This window comes from Salmonella sp. FC25216 (assembly GCF_057751355.1).
This window is the reverse complement of the sequence record NZ_JBDGON010000005.1, coordinates 200,333-220,422: the sequence shown is the minus strand read 5'-3', so window position 1 is coordinate 220,422 and position 20,090 is coordinate 200,333. Positions and strand designations below refer to the sequence as shown.

The window sequence follows — 20,090 nt, the reverse complement described above, 5'->3', positions numbered from 1 at the left end:
GCTGTCATTCCCTTGCAGCGGGGGTACTGCAAATTCGGTCGCATTTAAGCGAGAGCCAATTTTTGGCGCGCGTATTGTAACGCTTTTTCAATCACTTGCTCAATGCTTAATCGGGTAGAATCCAAAACTAATGCATCAGCAGCAGGAACTAACGGCGCTACAGCGCGATTACGATCGCGATCGTCGCGTTCCTTGATCTCGGCCAAAAGGCGTTCAAAGTTAACACTAAAGCCCTTCTCCTGCAACTGTAGCATGCGTCGATGCGCACGTTCTTCCGAGGAGGCGTCAAGGAAAATTTTTACCGGCGCATCCGGGAAGACCACGGTGCCCATATCGCGCCCATCGGCGATTAAACCGGGCGCTTCGCGGAACGCGCGTTGGCGACGAAGAAGCGCTTCACGCACGCGTGGGAACGCCGCCACCTGGGATGCCGCGTTCGCGACTTCCTGCGTACGGATTTCGCCGCTAACGTCCTCGCCTTCCAGGATAACCTCCAGATTGCCGTCCGTTGAGACGAAACGCACATCCAGATGGGACGCCAGCGGCACCAGCGCATCTTCAGAGGCGAGATCGACATGGTGATGCAATGCCGCCAGCGCCAGTACGCGGTATATCGCGCCGGAATCCAGCAGATGCCATTGCAATGCTTCCGCCATTGCTTTGCACAAGGTGCCTTTACCTGCACCGCTTGGGCCATCAATGGTTATTACCGGGGCAATTGCCGTCATCTTTATCTCCTTAAACAGGCGTACCGTTAACGTAAACGCCGCGCATTATACGCGCCAACGCTCGCGACCGTTAACGTTGCGTGCAAAAACCAGTTTTGTCTGTAATCAGATGCGGAATAATTGCGCAATTATAGCGGACCGACGAGGAACCAGCCCGAAAGATTAGCAGTAGTCGTGATTGTAAAAATAGCGCGAGTGCGGACACCGGCGCGCCAGCCTGTCGGCTGGCGCAACAGAAGGATCAGGCTGGCGTACTCATCCGCGCCAGTTGTTCGAAATAATCAGGGAACGTTTTTGCGGTACATTTAGGGTCCAGGATCGTGACTGGCGTATCGGACAGCGCGACCAGTGAAAAGCACATCGCCATACGATGGTCATTGTACGTGCCGATATCCGCGTGATGGAGCTTTGCTGGCGGCGTGATACGAATATAATCGTGCCCTTCTTCGACTTCAGCCCCCACTTTACGCAGCTCGGTCGCCATCGCAAACAGGCGATCGGTTTCTTTCACCCGCCAGTTATAAATATTGCGCAGCGTCGTGGTTCCTTTCGCAAATAGCGCCGTGGTGGCAATCGTCATCGCCGCATCCGGAATATGATTCATATCCATATCTATGGCGTGCAGCTCGCCGCGCGTACAGGCAATAAAATCATCGCCCCAGGTAATGGTCGCGCCCATTTTCTCCAGCACATCGGCAAAACGAATATCGCCTTGCATACTATTACGGCCAATCCCGGTTACTTTTACCGTACCGCCTTTTATCGCCCCGGCGGCGAGGAAATAAGAAGCCGACGAGGCATCGCCCTCGACCAGATAGCGACCCGGCGACTGATACTGTTGACCGCCCTTCACGACAAATTGTTGGTAGCGATGGTTCGCTATCTCCACGCCAAAGGTTTTCATTAAATTTAACGTGATGTCGATGTAAGGTTTTGATACCAGCTCGCCTTTAATACGGATCACTGTGTCTTTAGGCGCCAGCGGCGCGGTCATCAGCAGCGCGGTAAGGAACTGGCTGGAAACGCTACCGTCAACCTCAACGTCACCGCCGGTAAAACCGCCGCGCAGACGCAAGGGCGGATAATTTTCCTGTTCCAGGTAATCAATATTCGCCCCGCCCTGACGCAGCGCATCGACCAGATGGCCTATCGGACGCTCTTTCATGCGCGGTTCGCCGGTTAACACTGTCTCATTTTGACCCAGGCATAGCGCTGCCGCTAACGGACGCATCGCGGTTCCGGCATTACCGAGAAACAGTTCCAGATCGCCTGGCGCGCGCAATGCACCGCCATTACCGATGATGTCACAGCGGGTGCGATCGGCAGAAAGAGTATAATCAATCCCCAGCGCGCTCAGGGCATTGAGCATATGGCGGACGTCATCGCTATCCAGCAGATTCGTCAGAACGGTTTTACCGCAAGCTAAAGCCGCCAGGAGCAAAGCACGGTTTGAAACACTTTTGGAGCCAGGTAAATTAATGGCGCCATCGACCCGCGCGATAGGTTGTAACGTCAGGGATTCCATGAAACTCAACTCTCAAAAAACAGAAATAAAAACCCCACAGACTGACCGTGGGGATGAAAAAAGAAACGAATTAGCCGTGGCGACGCTCAAAATCGATCATGAAATCGGTCAGGGCTTTCACCCCTTCAATCGGCATGGCGTTATAGATAGAGGCACGCATACCGCCGACGACACGGTGCCCTTTCAACGCGTGGAGACCGGCGGCGAAAGACTCTTCCAGAAATACCTTGTCCAGCGCGTTGTCCGCTAACTGGAACGGAACATTCATCCGCGAACGATTGGCTTGCGCGACATCGTTACGGTAGAAATCGCTGTTATCAATCACACCGTACAGCAGTTCCGCTTTTTGCTGATTAATTTTGTGCATCGCCGCCACGCCGCCCTGCGCTTTCAACCATTTGAACACCAGACCGGAAAGATACCAGGCGAAAGTCGGCGGCGTATTAAACATCGAGTCGTTATCATTCAGGACGGTGTAGTCGAGGATAGACGGGCAGCTCTCATGCGCCTTGCCTAACAGATCCTCCCGGACGATAACCAGCGTCAGCCCTGCCGGACCGATATTCTTCTGCGCGCCAGCATAAATCACGCCATAGCGAGAGACGTCCAGCGGCGCAGAAAGGATGGTAGAAGAGAAATCCGCCGTGACGACCACCTCCGGGCCAAAATCAGGCGTTTCATCAATGGCGATGCCGTCAATGGTCTCATTCGGGCAATAGTGTAAATAAGCGGCATTATCGGAAAGCTGCCACTCGCGCATCGGTTTCACGGCACGTTTGCCGTCAACGGTGATTTTGGCGTCGATAATCTGCGGCGCACAGTATTTTTTGGCTTCTTTGATGGCGCTCGCCGCCCAGTAACCGGCATCGACATAATCCGCCGTGGTTTTATCGCCCAGCAGATTTAGCGGCACACCAGCAAACTGCCCGCGACCGCCGCCGTGACAAAATAAAACTTTATAGTTGGAGGGGATATTAAGGAGATCGCGAAAATCCTGCTCCGCCTCCTCAGCAACCTGGATAAATTCTTTGCCTCGATGGCTAATTTCCATTACCGACGTACCAAGATCGTGCCAGTCACACAATTCCTGTTGCGCCAGTTTAAGTACTTCCGCCGGTAGCATCGCCGGACCTGAACTAAAATTAAAGACCTGAGCCATTTCCCCTCACCACGCTGCATTGTTGCCTGCCTGACAGACATCAGGCAAACGTTATTCATGTGGATATCGGTTTTATCATTCAGTGACACGCGCCGCAATGGGTAAAACAATACGCGGGGGAAATGCGGCGTGCGTCACACAACAGAATCTTCCGGATTAACCGTATAAATCCGATATTTTCGCTGTTAAACAACGCGTTTAGCCCGGCTTGCCTTCGTCCATTCTGGATTTGCGCAGCGCGGACATAATTGTTTTTCTCCGACGGTCATTCGTACCACTTCACTGCAACGTACACAGGCATAATCGCCAGCCTCCGGCACCACCGTAAAGCGTGGCGTACAGTGTTCAGGAAGAATGCTTAATCCCGGCTTCACGTCTTTATCTTCAAAGAAATAGACGCTAATTTGACCATTCGTCTCAAGGATGGCCAGCCTGACCTGCCCCAGTTGTTCAACGCCATTCAAACGAAGCTCCATAAAAAATTCAAACTCTGTCATATTCGAGCGTTGCAGTTTTTCCCACGCCAGTTCGCCGTCTTCAACAACGACCACTGACTTACCTTCCAGTAGATCCTCCAACTTTTCACTATGCGCCATCAGCCACATGACCAGACGATAGAGCAGCGCCAGGGTGATGAATACCACCAGAACGGGAAGCATCGGAACATCATCATAAAACGCGACGTCGCCTGCCGCAGATCCCAATGTCAAAATGATCAACACTTCAAAAAGCGACATTTGCCGCACGCCGCGTCGTCCTGTCACCTTTAAGAAGAGAAAGACCAGGACAAAGGTGTAAAAGCTACGTAGCGCCACTTCCCCCAAAAATGCTACCGGCACGTTATCCAGCGCCATTCGTTGCAAATCAAATGCCTTCATTTTTTATGCTCTTCCTGTGAATTCCTGTGTAAAAGCATAGCCAATACTTTTATTTCCGCCGATGTCCCGGCGAGATAGCGCCCGTCACATAAAACCCGTATCATTGCGCGCTTTCCGTACGACAAAAGTGATTTTCATGACGCAAACATTTATTCCCGGCAAAGACGCCGCGCTGGAAGACTCCATCGCCCGCTTCCAGCAAAAGTTACTCGACCTCGGCTTTCACATCGAAGAGGCCTCCTGGCTGAACCCGGTGCCAAACGTCTGGTCAGTGCATATTCGCGATAAAGAGTGCGCGTTATGCTTTACCAACGGAAAAGGCGCGACCAAAAAAGCGGCGCTGGCCTCGGCGCTGGGCGAATACTTCGAGCGTCTGTCAACCAACTACTTTTTTGCTGATTTCTGGCTTGGTGAAACGGTCGCCAACGGGCCGTTCGTGCATTACCCGAACGAAAAGTGGTTCCCGCTGACTGAAAATGACGACGTGCCGGAAGGCCTGCTTGATGCCCGTTTGCGCGCGTTTTACGATCCGGAAAATGAACTCACCGGAAGTCAGTTGATTGATCTTCAGTCCGGCAATGAAGCACGCGGCGTCTGCGGCCTGCCATTTACCCGTCAGTCCGATAACCAGACCGTGTATATTCCGATGAATATCATCGGCAACCTGTACGTCTCTAACGGGATGTCTGCCGGCAATACGCGTAATGAAGCCCGCGTTCAGGGACTGTCGGAGGTCTTCGAGCGCTATGTGAAGAATCGTATTATTGCGGAAAGCATCAGTCTGCCGGAGATTCCTGCAGAGGTGATGGCGCGTTATCCGGCGGTAATGGAATCAATCGCCACGCTGGAAGCCGAGGGTTTCCCAATTTTCGCCTATGACGGCTCGCTGGGCGGTCAATATCCGGTTATCTGCGTCGTGCTGTTCAACCCGGCTAACGGTACCTGCTTTGCTTCTTTTGGCGCGCATCCTGACTTTGGCGTTGCGCTGGAACGTACAGTGACCGAGCTACTCCAGGGACGCGGTCTGAAAGATCTTGATGTCTTCACCCCGCCAACGTTCGATGATGAAGAAGTCGCGGAGCACACTAATCTGGAGACCCACTTCATCGACTCCAGCGGCCTGATTTCGTGGGATCTGTTCAAACAGGACGCCGATTACCCGTTCGCGGACTGGAGTTTCTCCGGCACTACCGAAGAAGAGTTCGCCACGCTGATGGCCATCTTCGCTGCTGAAGATAAAGAAGTTTACATTGCCGATTACGAGCATCTCGGCGTGTACGCCTGTCGTATTATCGTACCGGGAATGTCTGATATTTATCCTGCCGAAGATCTGTGGCTGGCCAACAACAATATGGGTAGCCATCTTCGTGAGATTCTGCTTTCGCTGCCCGGTAGCGCCTGGAATAAAGAAGACTATCTCAATCTGATTGAACAATTGGATGAAGAAGGTTTTGACGATTTCACCCGCGTGCGTGAACTGCTGGGTCTGGCGACCGGAGCGGACAATGGTTGGCATACACTGCGTGTCGGCGAATTAAAAGCAATGCTGGCGTTAGCGGGCGGCGATTTGGAGCAGGCGCTGATCTGGACAGAATGGACGATGGAGTTCAATTCGTCGATCTTTAGTCCGACACGCGCGAACTATTACCGTTGCCTGCAAACGTTACTGTTACTGTCGCAAGAAGACTCGCGTCAGCCGCTGCAATATCTCAATGCTTTTATAAAAATGTATGGCGCAGAGGCTGTAGAAGCCGCCAGCGCCGCGCTTAGCGGTGAAGCGGCTTTTTACGGACTACCGACTGTCGACCACGATCTGCAAACGTTCCCGGCCCATCAGTCCTTGTTAAAAGCTTATGATAAATTACAGCGCGCGAAAGCAGCATACTGGTTAAAATAAGGCCATATGAGTGTCTTAGGGTAGGTTTACACTATCGGCTGCGTTATATTACGGGGCGCTTTCGGGCCCCCGTAATATTTATTTTCGATAGGCGGCAAAAATGTAATAACAAGGTTAAACATTGGTAGTTAATATTAAATTAATTAACATAGTGATGTTACTTTATTTGTTGATTACTCCATTTTAATTAACCGTGTAACAGGAGGATTAGGGAAAAGATTCAACTCACATTATAATTTTTAAAATTTATTTTTATTTGGATAATCAAAAAGTTACACCGTAATTGCATAAAAACCATGCGTCTTACGGGCCTATAAGCCAGGCGAGATATGATCTATATCAAATTCTCATCTATAATGCTTTGTTAGTATCTCGTCGCCGACTTAATAAAGAGAGAGTTAGTGTGAAAGCTGACAACCCTTTTGACCTTTTACTCCCTGCAGCAATGGCCAAAGTGGCTGAAGAAGCAGGCGTCTATAAAGCAACGAAACATCCGCTTAAGACTTTCTATCTGGCGATTACCGCCGGTGTATTCATTTCAATTGCCTTTGTTTTTTATATTACTGCGACAACCGGTACTGGCGCGATGCCTTATGGCATGGCAAAACTTATCGGGGGTATCTGTTTCTCTTTGGGACTGATTCTCTGTGTTATCTGCGGCGCTGATCTTTTCACCTCCACCGTTCTGATCGTTGTGGCTAAAGCCAGCGGTCGCATCACCTGGGGGCAACTGGCTAAAAACTGGTTAAACGTCTATTTTGGTAACCTGATTGGCGCTCTGCTTTTCGTGTTACTGATGTGGCTTTCCGGCGAGTATATGACTGCCAACGGTCAGTGGGGACTGAACGTCCTGCAAACCGCCGACCACAAAATGCACCACACTTTTATTGAAGCTGTCTGCCTCGGTATTCTGGCGAACCTGATGGTTTGTCTGGCCGTGTGGATGAGCTATTCAGGTCGCAGCCTGATGGACAAAGCGTTCATCATGGTACTGCCCGTCGCCATGTTTGTCGCCAGCGGTTTTGAGCACAGTATCGCAAACATGTTTATGATCCCTATGGGTATTGTAATACGCGATTTCGCTACACCGGAGTTTTGGACCGCGGTCGGTTCATCTCCGGAAAGTTTTTCTCACCTGACCGTGATGAGCTTCATCACTGATAACCTGATTCCGGTCACGATCGGTAACATTATCGGCGGCGGTTTGCTGGTTGGGTTGACATACTGGGTCATTTACCTGCGTGGTAACGATCATCATTAATCGTGATGTTCGCTATACGCAGTAAATAAAAAATCCACTTAAGAAGGTAGGTGTTACATGTCCGAGCTTAATGAAAAGTTAGCCACAGCCTGGGAAGGTTTTACCAAAGGTGACTGGCAGAATGAAGTAAACGTCCGTGACTTCATCCAGAAAAACTACACTCCCTATGAGGGTGACGAATCCTTCCTCGCTGGCGCTACTGAAGCCACTACCACTCTGTGGGACAGCGTAATGGAAGGCGTTAAACAGGAAAACCGCACTCATGCGCCTGTTGACTTTGACACCTCTGTTGCTTCTACCATCACTTCTCATGACGCTGGTTACATCAACAAAGCGTTGGAAAAAATTGTTGGTCTGCAAACTGAAGCTCCGCTGAAACGTGCGATTATCCCGTTCGGCGGCATCAAAATGGTTGAAGGTTCCTGCAAAGCGTACAATCGCGAGCTGGACCCGACTATCAAAAAAATCTTCACTGAATACCGTAAGACCCACAACCAGGGCGTATTCGACGTTTATACTCCGGACATCCTGCGTTGCCGTAAATCCGGCGTTCTGACCGGTCTGCCGGATGCGTATGGCCGTGGTCGTATCATCGGTGACTACCGCCGCGTAGCGCTGTACGGTATCGACTACCTGATGAAAGACAAATTCGCGCAGTTTACGTCTCTGCAATCCGATCTGGAAAACGGCGTAAATCTGGAAGCGACTATCCGTCTGCGTGAAGAAATCGCTGAACAGCACCGTGCTCTGGGTCAGATCAAAGAAATGGCGGCTAAATACGGCTGCGATATCTCTGGTCCGGCGACTAACGCTCAGGAAGCGATCCAGTGGACTTACTTTGGCTACCTGGCTGCGGTTAAATCTCAGAACGGCGCGGCAATGTCCTTCGGTCGCGTATCCACCTTCCTGGATGCGTATATCGAACGTGACCTGAAAGCAGGCAAAATCACCGAGCAAGACGCTCAGGAAATGATTGACCACCTGGTCATGAAACTGCGTATGGTTCGCTTCCTGCGTACCCCTGAATACGATGAACTGTTCTCCGGCGACCCAATTTGGGCAACCGAATCTATCGGTGGTATGGGCGTTGACGGTCGTACTCTGGTCACCAAAAACAGCTTCCGCTTCCTGAACACCCTGTACACTATGGGGCCGTCTCCGGAGCCGAACATCACTGTACTGTGGTCTGAAAAACTGCCGCTGAACTTCAAGAAATTCGCCGCTAAAGTATCCATCGACACCTCTTCTCTGCAGTATGAGAACGATGACTTGATGCGTCCGGACTTCAACAACGATGACTACGCTATCGCGTGCTGCGTAAGCCCGATGATCGTTGGTAAACAAATGCAGTTCTTCGGCGCGCGTGCAAACCTGGCGAAAACCATGCTGTACGCTATCAACGGCGGCGTTGATGAAAAACTGAAAATGCAGGTGGGTCCGAAATCCGAGCCGATCAAAGGCGACGTTCTGAACTTCGACGAAGTGATGGAACGTATGGATCACTTCATGGACTGGCTGGCTAAACAGTACGTCACTGCGCTGAACGTTATCCACTACATGCACGACAAGTACAGCTACGAAGCCTCTCTGATGGCGCTGCACGACCGTGACGTTATCCGTACCATGGCGTGTGGTATCGCAGGTCTGTCCGTTGCTGCTGACTCCCTGTCTGCCATCAAATATGCGAAAGTTAAACCGATTCGTGACGAAGATGGTCTGGCTATCGACTTCGAAATCGAAGGCGAATACCCGCAGTTTGGTAACAACGACGCTCGTGTAGATGACATGGCGGTTGATCTGGTAGAACGTTTCATGAAGAAAATTCAGAAACTGACCACCTACCGTAACGCTATCCCGACTCAGTCTGTTCTGACCATCACTTCTAACGTGGTTTATGGTAAGAAAACGGGTAACACCCCAGATGGTCGTCGTGCTGGCGCGCCGTTCGGACCAGGTGCTAACCCAATGCACGGTCGTGACCAGAAAGGTGCTGTCGCCTCTCTGACTTCCGTTGCTAAACTGCCGTTTGCTTACGCTAAAGATGGTATCTCTTACACCTTCTCTATCGTTCCAAACGCACTGGGTAAAGACGACGAAGTTCGTAAGACTAACCTGGCTGGCCTGATGGATGGTTACTTCCACCACGAAGCGTCCATTGAAGGCGGTCAACACCTGAACGTGAACGTCATGAACCGTGAAATGCTGCTGGACGCGATGGAACATCCGGAAAAATATCCGCAACTGACCATCCGTGTATCTGGTTACGCAGTACGTTTTAACTCCCTGACGAAAGAACAGCAGCAGGACGTTATTACTCGTACCTTCACGCAGACCATGTAATGGGTTTGACTGAAATTACGCCATAAAAAGCGTACAAAAAAGGCTCCATGTCAGTGGGGCCTTTTTAATTTTTTATAAAAGCATATTACGACAACCAGAATTTTTACTTATAAATAAAGTGTTATTATGTGATCTATATATTTTTTCCAGAATAGAATCAATTTCTCTTTTATTATTGTGATAATCATCATCATCCTTATTTAATGCATCAGATAACAGCATGGTGTTAGCTTCTGTAAAATCACATGACAATGACGGTGTATATCCTTGTAGCAGATAGATAAGTGTTGGATGAAACATATCAAACAGGACTTCCCCCTCTAATTCCCAGTAACCTATTTTAAAAAATTGGGTAGAAATCTCAAAAGACCCCATTTGAAGACAGCGTAGTTTATCCATCTCATCCTCAGTAAGCGTACCATTCCATTCAACACATGCCATTTTTCGATCTTCTCCAGACCGCATAAGCTTATAAACTTCATCCTTAATTTCATCATCCTCATTAACTTCCTGTCTAAGTTTAAAAGCAAAGTTTTGTAATAAGTCTGGATAGAGAGAAATTTTTTCTCCATACTTAATACATATTTTAAAAAACAACTCTTCTTCATCTTCTTCCATCACTTTAAAAATACAGTTTTCTGAAACATTGAGGAGACGATACAAATTACATTTCTCAATAACCTTGCCATCAATCTCAAATAAAACTTGTGTCTGACTCAGATCAAAACGCATAACAAAGCGGTCTTGTTGAGATGGATTAGTATATTTTTTTAATTGTACAAAGGCATGTATCTTATCCATGCCGTCTGTATCAACATTAAGTTCAGCTTGATTTTCACGTCTACATCCATGGATGAGTGTATATAATGCCTCCAGTGCCTCTTGTTTTTTTTGTGTCCTGAAGTTGTCCTTAAATCTATCCCATACCCCCATATATAGCGCTTCTTCTTTGTCAGAACTCATCAAATGGGCTAGCCGTGAAGCATTAATTTCATAGTTATGATGATTACCAAAACTTAACGTAACTGGCATAATAACTCCTTTGATTATTTACCGCGAAAGCAAAATTCAATCCGTTGCTCTCATTTTTTGATTAAAGCCACACTCTATTTTAAGAGATTGAATCAGTCCGGCTTTAGAAATAACATCAGATTTAGACCTGATTGCATGTTGAATGCGACGCCAGGCGCTGGACAGGCATAGCGTTCTTTGGACGCATCTGAATTATGTTGAGAATTATTTTCGTTCTGACCAGGACAAAACGGCGCCAACCATTCGAAAAAAGAGGCGGGTCATAAACAGCAAAACCAGCACGCTATGGATGATACGCTTGCAGTATGTATTGCGGTTCAGGCGTTAAACAGAGGTTCAGAGCGGGTTAATGAACCAGAATTTCTGGCAGTGCAAGTTATGCAGCATAGATTTGCCGTATATTTTATACTGAATAGAGGTAAAATAGCGCCATTGCAGTACATTCTGGAACAGCCACACATTCTGTAGTCCAAAATTTACGCTCGCAGTACCGCTTTTTTACAGGATGCAACCCCCTTACCAGGGTGCTCAACATGCCCGGAATGTGTCCATAAACCCCACGTTATTTAGAGCTAGCCGAAGCGATATGAGTAACTTAACCAATTGTATTACAAAAGAAAATGTTGCAGTAACTGCTGATGAAAAGCCGGTTATTGGTCGCATTCACTCCTTTGAATCCTGTGGCACTGTTGATGGCCCGGGCATCCGCTTTATTACCTTTTTCCAGGGCTGCCTGATGCGCTGCCTGTATTGTCATAATCGCGACACATGGGATACGCACGGCGGTAAAGAAGTTACTGTTGAAGACTTAATGAAAGAGGTAGTGACCTATCGTCACTTTATGAACGCATCCGGCGGCGGTGTGACGGCATCCGGCGGCGAAGCCATTTTGCAGGCAGAATTTGTGCGCGACTGGTTTCGTGCCTGTAAAAAAGAAGGTATCCATACCTGTCTCGACACCAACGGCTTTGTGCGCCGTTATGACCCGGTGATTGATGAACTACTGGACGTTACCGATCTGGTGATGCTCGATCTCAAACAAATGAATGATGAGATCCACCAGAATCTGGTTGGCGTATCCAACCACCGGACGCTGGAATTCGCTCAGTACTTATCAAAGAAAAATGTGAAGGTCTGGATCCGTTACGTTGTGGTTCCCGGCTGGTCTGACGACGATGATTCCGCGCATCGCCTGGGCGAGTTTACCCGCGATATGGGCAATGTCGAAAAAATCGAACTGCTGCCCTATCATGAGCTGGGCAAACATAAATGGGTGGCAATGGGCGAAGAATATAAGCTGGATGGCGTGAAGCCGCCTAAAAAAGAGACCATGGAGCGTGTAAAAGGCATCCTTGAGCAGTATGGTCATAAAGTGATGTATTAATCGCCTGCTATCTTATCCCCTTTTAAACGGCTACCTATAACGGTAGCCGTTTTGCTTTCTGGATAACGCTCTTACCGCGAAAACACCAGTGACCTTAAAAGGCGCTCATATAACAGGAGCGCCGTGGAAAAGCGTATCGTTATGCGTGTCTACGCGCCAGTAACGGGAAAATTAAACCCAACCCGATCAGCACAAAAGGCGTCACAATATTCAACGTAAGCTGGAATATCCACTCCGGCGTGAACGCCTCCATTTTGGGGAAAATACCGGTAAGGCAGGCAAACGCAGTGAAGGAAAAACACCAAATCCCCACGGTTAACGCCAACGCCCGGTTGCGAATAAACACATATTCGGGTTTGAACTTTTGCGCCAGTCGAATGACGGCAATAAAGGCGACAAATACCCACAGATAGCGCAGCGGCATAACGACAGAGTTGAGATTAAGCAGCCATTTGTACAGGTTGTTCATATCGCCGATGCCAAGTGTTGGCAACATAATCAAGATAGCGACCAACACTAATGTCAGCAAATAACCGTTAACTGGCGTACCTGAAGCGTTAGTTCGACATAAGCGCTGCGGGATATATTTACTGTCTGCGTCACCCAGCAATACTTTCAGTGGCGCATCAATAGAAAACACCAGCGCGGCGATTTGACCCAGAGTATTGGCAATAGCATAAATCACCATTAATGTATTACCCATATGGTAATACTCACCCAATTTCTGGAACGCATAATACTGCCCATTGGTCATTAAATCGTCAGGTATATGCCGGGAGTCAAACATCATTCCCATCGCCAACGAACCGAGGATAGCGCAGACCGCAACCATGACGGCTAAAAAGAGCATCCCTTTCGGAAACTCTTTTCCTGGGTTCCGCGTCTGGTTGACGTAAGGTGAGATCTTCTCCGCCCCGCCAACCGCAAAGACCAACATAGATATGGTGGTGATATAGGTAAAATCGATATGGGGAATAAATGACTGCCAGGTGATGTTAGCGGTCGCAATTTCAACGTTTGTAATGGCCGGCGCGGTCACTGCCATCACAACGTATAAAATTGACATGATAAACATGGCAATCCCGGCCACAGACCCAACAACCTTTAGCGATTTCATCCCCCGGGAAGCAACCCACATAAAGAAAACAAACAATGCCAGCGTCAGCCCCTGCAAGGCAACGACGGTATACTCTTTTATCAACGAGCCGTCGCCTTTTAAAGCCCATCCCAGAGCAATGAGTATCGCCTGCGGCTTTTGCGCCAGGTAGGGAATATGCACCACCCAATAGGTCCATGCCGCAAGGTAAGCCAGCCCCGGCCCCATCGTATGCTTAATCCAGGTACTGACGCCCCCTTTTCCCTCTTTGAAGGTTGAGCCCAGTTGGCCCACGATCAAGGCATAAGGAATAAAATAGAGCGCAAAAATAAACACCCAGGAGAAGACAACCACTAACCCCTGGTTAGCATAGTTATTGACAACATTGCCGAATCCCCAAACGGTAATAAACGACATCAAGGCAATGTTGTACCATCGCAACTGTTTTTCCTGCACATTCGGCATAACGCGATCCTTCGTGAACACAATGCTATTGTTATAAATGAAGTGGGGAATTATGCGCGGTAAAGACGGGGAGAGAAAATAGAGGAACGCAAAATTATAACCTTCGGCACATTTTATTTTTCAGCAAAGCAAGAAAATTATGCAGGTCAATTATTCTACGTAAAACATAAATAAAGAGTATGCAAGACTCACGTCCTGCATACGATTCAGAGAACAGTTAGATGTGGGCGACAGGATTGGGCGTCTGACCGGCGTTACGTAACAGCATCAGCAGATAAATAAACGATACGCTGGCGATCATAATAAACAGCAGATTATCTGAATAATTCTGCATTAACATCGCAGTAAAAGACGGCCCTAACAGGCTTCCTACCGTATAACTTAACAACAGCGCCTGGTTCATTGCCACAAGCTGGTGGTGTTCGACTTTTTCACAGGCCCAGGCCATTGCGACGGGATAAAGCGTAAAACCCGCCGCCCCCAGAATAAACAGAGCCGGCGCCATCGCCGCCTGGGTTAACATGGCGATACTGCCGAGTATTACAACGAATACCTGTACGCGTAACACCAGCAAGCGACCAAATTTGTCCGCCAGACGTCCCATTGGCCATTGCCCCAAAATACCGGCGCTAACCAGCACCGCCATCCAGAAACCGATGCTGGCGTTAGCCATCCCCTGATGTTTCAGATATAACGGCATCAGGCCATATAATGAACCAAGAACAATGCCGGAAATAATACAACCATTCACGCCAAGACGCGCCTGGCGTAGCTTCAGCATGGCGCTAATAGAAGTGGAATGACGCGCCTCCGTTTGCTGATTTACAATCCGGGTAAAGAGTAGCGGTAGAATTCCCGCCAGAATCATACCCGTAACCCAGGGAAGGACGTGCAGCAATTCACCAGACACTTTACTGACCAGTAATTGTCCAAGAAAGGTCCCCACGTAATAGACCATCATATAGGCGGCAAGCAGGCGCCCGCGATTATGCGAGGTTCCGCTGCACATCAACGCGCTTTCGACAACAACCCAAATCATGGCACAGCCGATGCCGGCAATAAAACGCCAGCTCATCCAGCTCCAGAACCCCACCATCACGCCCAATCCGACACAACCTGCGGCGAAGATCAACGAGGCAAGATAATAGCTACGGTTAAACCCAATGCGTTTAATTAAATACCCGGTAAATAATGTCCCGACCAGATTGCCGGTAAAATAAGACGAGCTGACCATCCCCACCTGCCAGGTAGGAAGGTTTGCCTGGGCAAGCCACAACGGAACAAGCGTATTCAGTACCGCAATGGCCAGAGTCAACAAAAGTAGCCCGCACAGCAAAAGCATGACGGGACGGGTATAGGTGGACATGAATAAAAACCGTGAGGAAGTTCAAATTTCATGCGCATCATGCCACCGCCAAAAACATTGTCAATCGGCTCCGCATGGGCGATCCGCAAGTTTTGAGACTATCGATTTGATTTACTGATTCTGAACGTGAATATATTGAACGGTTAAAAATTCATCTCCTTGTTTTTATTGATCTAACCCACAAAAGCGGCGTTTCGCTCAGTCGAAAAATTTCATGGTTCCTGCAGACGCATTTTTCCGGTCTATGCTTTCAGAGGAGGACTGCATCGCAAGGCTTTTGTTACCCCACTCCCCTTCCAATGGAGAAGATAATGGCCAGACCTTATGTTCGTCTCGATAAAAATAATGCCGCCGTGCTACTGGTTGATCATCAGGCGGGTTTACTTTCGTTGGTTCGGGATATCGAACCGGATAAATTTAAGAATAATGTGCTCGCCCTCGGCGATTTAGCAAAATACTTTAACCTGCCAACCATTTTGACCACCAGTTTTGAAACCGGGCCCAACGGGCCGCTGGTTCCGGAGTTAAAAACACAGTTTCCGGATGCCCCTTATATCGCACGCCCCGGGAATATTAATGCCTGGGATAATGAAGATTTCGTCAATGCCGTCAAAGCAACCGGCAAAAAGCAATTAATTATTGCGGGCGTCGTCACCGAGGTATGCGTGGCATTTCCCGCGCTGTCGGCCATTGAGGAGGGTTTTGAGGTCTTTGTTGTGACCGATGCTTCGGGCACATTTAATGAAATTACCCGCCACTCCGCGTGGGATCGTATGTCTCAGGCTGGCGCTCAGTTGATGACGTGGTTTGGCATCGCATGTGAATTACACCGGGACTGGCGAAACGATATTACAGGCCTGGCTACGCTGTTTTCCAATCACATACCGGATTATCGCAATTTGATGACCAGCTATGATACGTTGACGAAACAGAAATAGAAAACCGGGGCGAAAGCCCCGATTTTACTCCACTGCCGGATAAAAAGCAGTATGTTAACTGGCTACTGCCATGCCCACAGTCATATGCAGACCATAGAATACGCCGCGGCCAATCAATTCCCCCGCCAGCATCAGAATGAAGGCGACAGAGAGCAACGGTACCGCAGGTTGATACCCTTTTAACTGCGGCACAATCCAGCAGCACAGCGCCGCCGCCAGCAGCACCATACGCCATGCCATCAGCGAACCATAATCCGGCACCAGCGCAGACGCCTGCTGAATGGAACTGTGAATCGTCGCCAGTTCCGCGCCCTGCATGGCCGCCATAATAGCGCTGACCACCAGCGCCAGCACCGAAACCGCAGGCAACAGGCGCATCGCCCAACCATTCACGCCCGCGATACGCAGCAGTAGATAACCCAGCAGCGGCCCCCCCATAAAGAGCGTCAGGAAGAAGCCTAGCGGCGTCCAGATGCTATACCATGTCGGTACTGTATCGATGCTGTTATACACGCGTACCATCATCCAGACGAAGACGACGCCCAGTACCATCGTGATAACCAGCCAGAGTACACGCAAGGCCGACGGCAGCTTTTTCAGTACCGCCAGCAGCCAGCCAATCCCGCCGATCGCAAAAAACACCGAGCCGCTGGCAATTTCATTGCTCAGTGCGGAAGCGCCCACGCGGTTAAGCGAGTTAAAGGCGCGCATCGGCGAACCCAGATGCAACATCGAGGCGATAAAGCCAATCCCCATCAGCACCCACAGACCAAACATACAGGCGATTACCCGCTGCTGCGTTTCCGCGCGCAGATCGCCTTTCATCAGCGCCAGGGCCAGAACAATAAAACCACCAGCCACGCACTGACCAAAGACCGTGAAGATCATCAACGGCCATTCATGCCATCCACTTCCCATCTTATACCTCCTTCGGATTGGCCAGATAACCGGTGGTGTCCCCGGTCGGGCGGCTGTTGGCGTTGGGTTTTATCACAATATTCGGCTTCGTGAAGTGCGCGCGCGGCAACGGCGCAACGGCGGCCAGCTCACCGTGTTTTTTACGCAGTTCGTCTATCGGGCCGAAATCCAGCGCCCGCAGCGGGCAGGATTCCACGCAAATCGGTTTCTTGCCTTCCGCCACCCGGTCATAACAGCCGTCGCACTTGGTCATATGACCTTTGGCCGCGTTGTACTGTGGCGCGCCGTACGGGCAGGCCATGTGGCAGTAGCGGCAGCCGATACAGACCTCTTCGTTCACCACCACAAAACCGTCATCGCGCTTGTGCATCGCGCCGCTCGGGCAGACTTTGGTACAGGCCGGGTCTTCGCAGTGGTTGCACGAAATGGAGAGATAATAGGCAAAGACGTTCTGGTGCCAGACGCCGTTATCTTCCTGCCAGTCGCCGCCCGCATACTCATAAATGCGGCGGAAGCTGACATCCGGAGTCAAATCTTTGTAGTCCTTGCAGGCCAGTTCGCAGGTTTTGCAACCGGTGCAACGGCTGGAATCAATAAAAAATCCATACTGGGTTGTCATCGGTTACTCCTTACGCCTTTTCAACCTGAACAAGGTTCGTATGTGACGGGTTCCCCTTCGCCAGCGGAGAAGGACGTTGGGTCGTCAGTACGTTAATACATCCGCCCTGATCCACGCGTTTTGCATCCGGGTCGTACCATGCGCCTTCTCCCAGGGCGACCACGCCCGGCATCATGCGCGGCGTCACTTTAGCCTCGATATGTACTTCGCCGCGATCGTTGAAGATGCGGACTTTATCGCCATTTTTGATACCGCGTTTCTGCGCGTCCATTGGGTTAATCCACATTTCCTGGCGACAGGCAGCTTTCAGGACGTCTACGTTGCCATAAGTGGAATGAACACGCGCTTTATAGTGGAAGCCCGTCAACTGCAACGGGAATTTATCCGTTAGCGGATCGTTATAGTTTTCAAAACCTGGCGTGTAGATCGGTAATGGATCGATCACGTCGCCTTCCGGCAACTCCCAGGTGGCGGCGATATCCGCCAACGCCTGTGAATAGATTTCAATCTTGCCCGATGGCGTTGTAAGTGGATTCGCCTGCGGATCTTCGCGGAAGTCTTTATAGGCAACATGGTGGCCTTCGGGGTCGCGCTGTTTGAAGATGCCTTGCTTACGGAACTCCTCAAAGGTGGGCAGATTCGGAATGGATTTACGCGACTGTTCGTACAGATGACGCATCCACTCTTCTTGCGTCCGTCCTTCGGTAAACTGTTGCTCCACGCCAAGACGTTTCGCCAGTTCGCTGGTCATCTCATAAATCGTTTTACACTCGAAGCGCGGTTTAATCGCCTGGTCAGTGAAGATAACGTAAGACATGTTCCCGCAGGAGGCATCCAGCGCAAAGTCCATCTGCTCAGAAGCGGTGCAATCCGGTAACAGAATATCGGCGTATTTTGCCGACGAGGTCATATGACAGTCGATAACGACGATCATTTCGCACTTCTTGTCATCCTGTAAGATTTCGTGGGTGCGGTTAATCTCAGAGTGCTGGTTAATCAGACAGTTGCCAGCATAGTTCCAGATCATTTTGATCGGCACATCCAGCTTATCTTTACCCCGCACGCCATCACGCAGCGCCGTCATTTCCGGGCCGCGCTCAATGGCATCGGTCCACATAAACATGGAGATGCTGGTTTCAACCGGGTTTTCCAACGTGGGCATACGTTCAAATGGCAGGTCATAAGACCCTTCGCGCGCGCCGCTGTTACCGCCGTTAATCCCAACATTACCCGTCAGGATCGCCAGCATCGAGATGGCGCGCGTGGCGATTTCTCCATTAGCGTGACGCTGTGGTCCCCACCCCTGGCAAATATAGGCGGGTTTAGCGCTGCCGATTTCTCGCGCCAGCTTAATAATGCGATCCGCCGGGATACCGGTAATTTGCGCCGCCCACTCCGGCGTCTTCGCGACACCGTCTTTACCCTGGCCCAGAATATAGGCTTTATAGTGGCCGTTTTTCGGCGCGCTGGCAGGCAAGGTTTTTTCGTCATAACCGACGCAATATTTATCCAGGAACGGCTGATCGACCATGTTCTCGGTAATTAATACATATGCCAGGCCATTGACCAGCGCCGCATCGGTACCTGGGCGAATCGGAATCCACTCATCTTCACGACCGGCGCCGGTGTCGGTGTAACGGGGATCGATAATGATCATCCGCGCGTTTGATTTCTGCCGCGCCTGTTCAAGATAATACGTTACACCGCCCCCGCTCATGCGGGTTTCGCCTGGATTATTGCCAAACAACACCACCAGCTTACTGTTTTCAATGTCGGATGGACTATTGCCATCCGCCCAGCCGCCATAGGTGTAGTTCAGACCCGCTGCGATTTGCGCGGAAGAGTAATCGCCGTAATGGTTGAGATAACCGCCGCAGCAGTTCATCAGACGGGCGACCAGCGTTTTTCCCGGCGGCCATGAACGTGTCAGCGTACCGCCCAGAGTTCCCGTGCCATAGTTCAGATAAATGGACTCGTTGCCATACTCTTTGATAAGACGCTGCATATTGGTGGCAATGATATCGTAGGCTTCGTCCCAGCTAATACGCTCAAATTTACCTTCGCCGCGCGCGCCGACGCGCTTCATCGGATACTTGAGCCGATCCGGGTTATAGACGCGACGACGCATAGAACGACCACGCAGGCAGGCGCGAACCTGGTGCAGACCATCGTAATCATCGTTTCCGGTATTATCTGTTTCTACATATTTGATTTCGCCATCCATAACATGCATACGTAGCGGACAACGGCTGCCGCAGTTTACCGTACAGGCGCTCCAGACGACTTTCTCGCCCGTTTTCGCCGGGCTTATCGCCTCTGCGGCGTTAGCGATGCGGGTAAATGGCAGGGTAAATGCGCTACTGGCCATCGCCAGGCCGCCTATCGCAGTGGTTTTGACTAAACCACGACGGCTCACCTCGGCTGCCAGCACGGCATCAGGGATCTTAGTTTTCATAAGGGCTCACTCTGCTGCTCACAATAAAA

15 protein-coding genes and 1 pseudogene are annotated in these 20,090 nt (G+C 50.1%); 6 read left to right on the top strand and 10 right to left on the bottom strand.

Annotated features, from left to right (window positions below):
* Window positions 1-44: 44 nt before the first annotated feature.
* The 4 genes from cmk to AC3G3F_RS12325 form a co-directional block, all read right to left on the bottom strand.
* Window positions 45-728 carry a (d)CMP kinase gene (gene cmk / locus AC3G3F_RS12340; RefSeq protein ID WP_000125003.1) on the bottom strand — a complete coding sequence of 228 codons (684 nt, stop codon included), beginning with the start codon at window positions 726-728 and terminating at the stop codon, window positions 45-47.
* Window positions 729-969: 241 nt separating this feature from the next.
* Window positions 970-2,253, bottom strand: a complete 1,284-nt coding sequence (gene aroA / locus AC3G3F_RS12335) for a 3-phosphoshikimate 1-carboxyvinyltransferase (RefSeq protein ID WP_053509616.1) — start codon at window positions 2,251-2,253, stop codon at window positions 970-972.
* Between the two features lie 70 nt (window positions 2,254-2,323).
* The gene (gene serC / locus AC3G3F_RS12330) at window positions 2,324-3,412 is read right to left on the bottom strand and encodes a 3-phosphoserine/phosphohydroxythreonine transaminase (RefSeq protein ID WP_070801960.1); all 1,089 of its coding nucleotides are present in this window, start codon (window positions 3,410-3,412) and stop codon (window positions 2,324-2,326) included.
* A gap of 185 nt (window positions 3,413-3,597) precedes the next feature.
* Entirely contained in the window at window positions 3,598-4,290 is a 693-nt protein-coding gene (locus AC3G3F_RS12325; protein WP_079805412.1) for a DUF421 domain-containing protein, read from the bottom strand.
* Between the two features lie 136 nt (window positions 4,291-4,426).
* On the opposite strand from AC3G3F_RS12325, the gene ycaO reads away from it, so the two are divergent.
* From ycaO to pflB, 3 genes are all read left to right on the top strand, one after another.
* A complete protein-coding gene (ycaO, locus tag AC3G3F_RS12320) occupies window positions 4,427-6,187 on the top strand; it encodes a 30S ribosomal protein S12 methylthiotransferase accessory factor YcaO (RefSeq protein ID WP_023247066.1) in 1,761 nt (586 codons plus the stop codon).
* Between the two features lie 403 nt (window positions 6,188-6,590).
* Complete coding sequence (gene focA / locus AC3G3F_RS12315) at window positions 6,591-7,448, top strand: formate transporter FocA (protein ID WP_023247067.1); 858 nt, start codon at window positions 6,591-6,593, stop codon at window positions 7,446-7,448.
* Between the two features lie 57 nt (window positions 7,449-7,505).
* Entirely contained in the window at window positions 7,506-9,788 is a 2,283-nt protein-coding gene (gene pflB / locus AC3G3F_RS12310) for a formate C-acetyltransferase (protein WP_023247068.1), read from the top strand.
* A 72-nt stretch (window positions 9,789-9,860) separates the two neighbouring features.
* Here pflB and sopD2 read toward each other — a convergent pair whose 3' ends face one another.
* Window positions 9,861-10,820 carry a type III secretion system effector SopD2 gene (gene sopD2, locus AC3G3F_RS12305; protein ID WP_053509610.1) on the bottom strand — a complete coding sequence of 320 codons (960 nt, stop codon included), beginning with the start codon at window positions 10,818-10,820 and terminating at the stop codon, window positions 9,861-9,863.
* Between the two features lie 131 nt (window positions 10,821-10,951).
* On the opposite strand from sopD2, the pseudogene AC3G3F_RS12300 reads away from it, so the two are divergent.
* A pseudogene (locus AC3G3F_RS12300) lies at window positions 10,952-11,288 on the top strand (cytoplasmic protein).
* Between the two features lie 118 nt (window positions 11,289-11,406).
* The gene (pflA, locus tag AC3G3F_RS12295; RefSeq protein ID WP_023247070.1) at window positions 11,407-12,204 is read left to right on the top strand and encodes a pyruvate formate lyase 1-activating protein; all 798 of its coding nucleotides are present in this window, start codon (window positions 11,407-11,409) and stop codon (window positions 12,202-12,204) included.
* A gap of 139 nt (window positions 12,205-12,343) precedes the next feature.
* Here the strand turns inward: pflA and AC3G3F_RS12290 are convergent, their stop codons facing one another.
* Window positions 12,344-13,765: an APC family permease gene (locus AC3G3F_RS12290; protein WP_488395065.1), complete on the bottom strand. Its 1,422-nt coding sequence runs from the start codon at window positions 13,763-13,765 to the stop codon at window positions 12,344-12,346.
* A 217-nt stretch (window positions 13,766-13,982) separates the two neighbouring features.
* Window positions 13,983-15,131 carry an MFS transporter gene (locus AC3G3F_RS12285; RefSeq protein WP_000109276.1) on the bottom strand — a complete coding sequence of 383 codons (1,149 nt, stop codon included), beginning with the start codon at window positions 15,129-15,131 and terminating at the stop codon, window positions 13,983-13,985.
* Window positions 15,132-15,442: 311 nt separating this feature from the next.
* Between AC3G3F_RS12285 and ycaC the strand changes: the two genes are divergently transcribed.
* Window positions 15,443-16,069 (top strand): isochorismate family cysteine hydrolase YcaC, encoded by a 627-nt coding sequence (ycaC, locus tag AC3G3F_RS12280; protein WP_023247072.1) that lies wholly within the window; start codon window positions 15,443-15,445, stop codon window positions 16,067-16,069.
* Between the two features lie 54 nt (window positions 16,070-16,123).
* On the opposite strand, the gene AC3G3F_RS12275 is transcribed toward ycaC, so the two are convergent.
* The 3 genes from AC3G3F_RS12275 to dmsA are packed head-to-tail and all read right to left on the bottom strand — an operon-like array spanning window position 16,124 to window position 20,061.
* Complete coding sequence (locus AC3G3F_RS12275; protein ID WP_023247073.1) at window positions 16,124-16,987, bottom strand: dimethyl sulfoxide reductase anchor subunit family protein; 864 nt, start codon at window positions 16,985-16,987, stop codon at window positions 16,124-16,126.
* Window position 16,988: 1 nt separating this feature from the next.
* The gene (dmsB, locus tag AC3G3F_RS12270; protein ID WP_000213069.1) at window positions 16,989-17,606 is read right to left on the bottom strand and encodes a dimethylsulfoxide reductase iron-sulfur subunit DmsB; all 618 of its coding nucleotides are present in this window, start codon (window positions 17,604-17,606) and stop codon (window positions 16,989-16,991) included.
* A gap of 10 nt (window positions 17,607-17,616) precedes the next feature.
* On the bottom strand, window positions 17,617-20,061 hold the full coding sequence (gene dmsA, locus AC3G3F_RS12265) for a dimethylsulfoxide reductase subunit A (RefSeq protein ID WP_064055876.1): 2,445 nt from the start codon (window positions 20,059-20,061) through the stop codon (window positions 17,617-17,619).
* Window positions 20,062-20,090 lie beyond the last annotated feature (29 nt).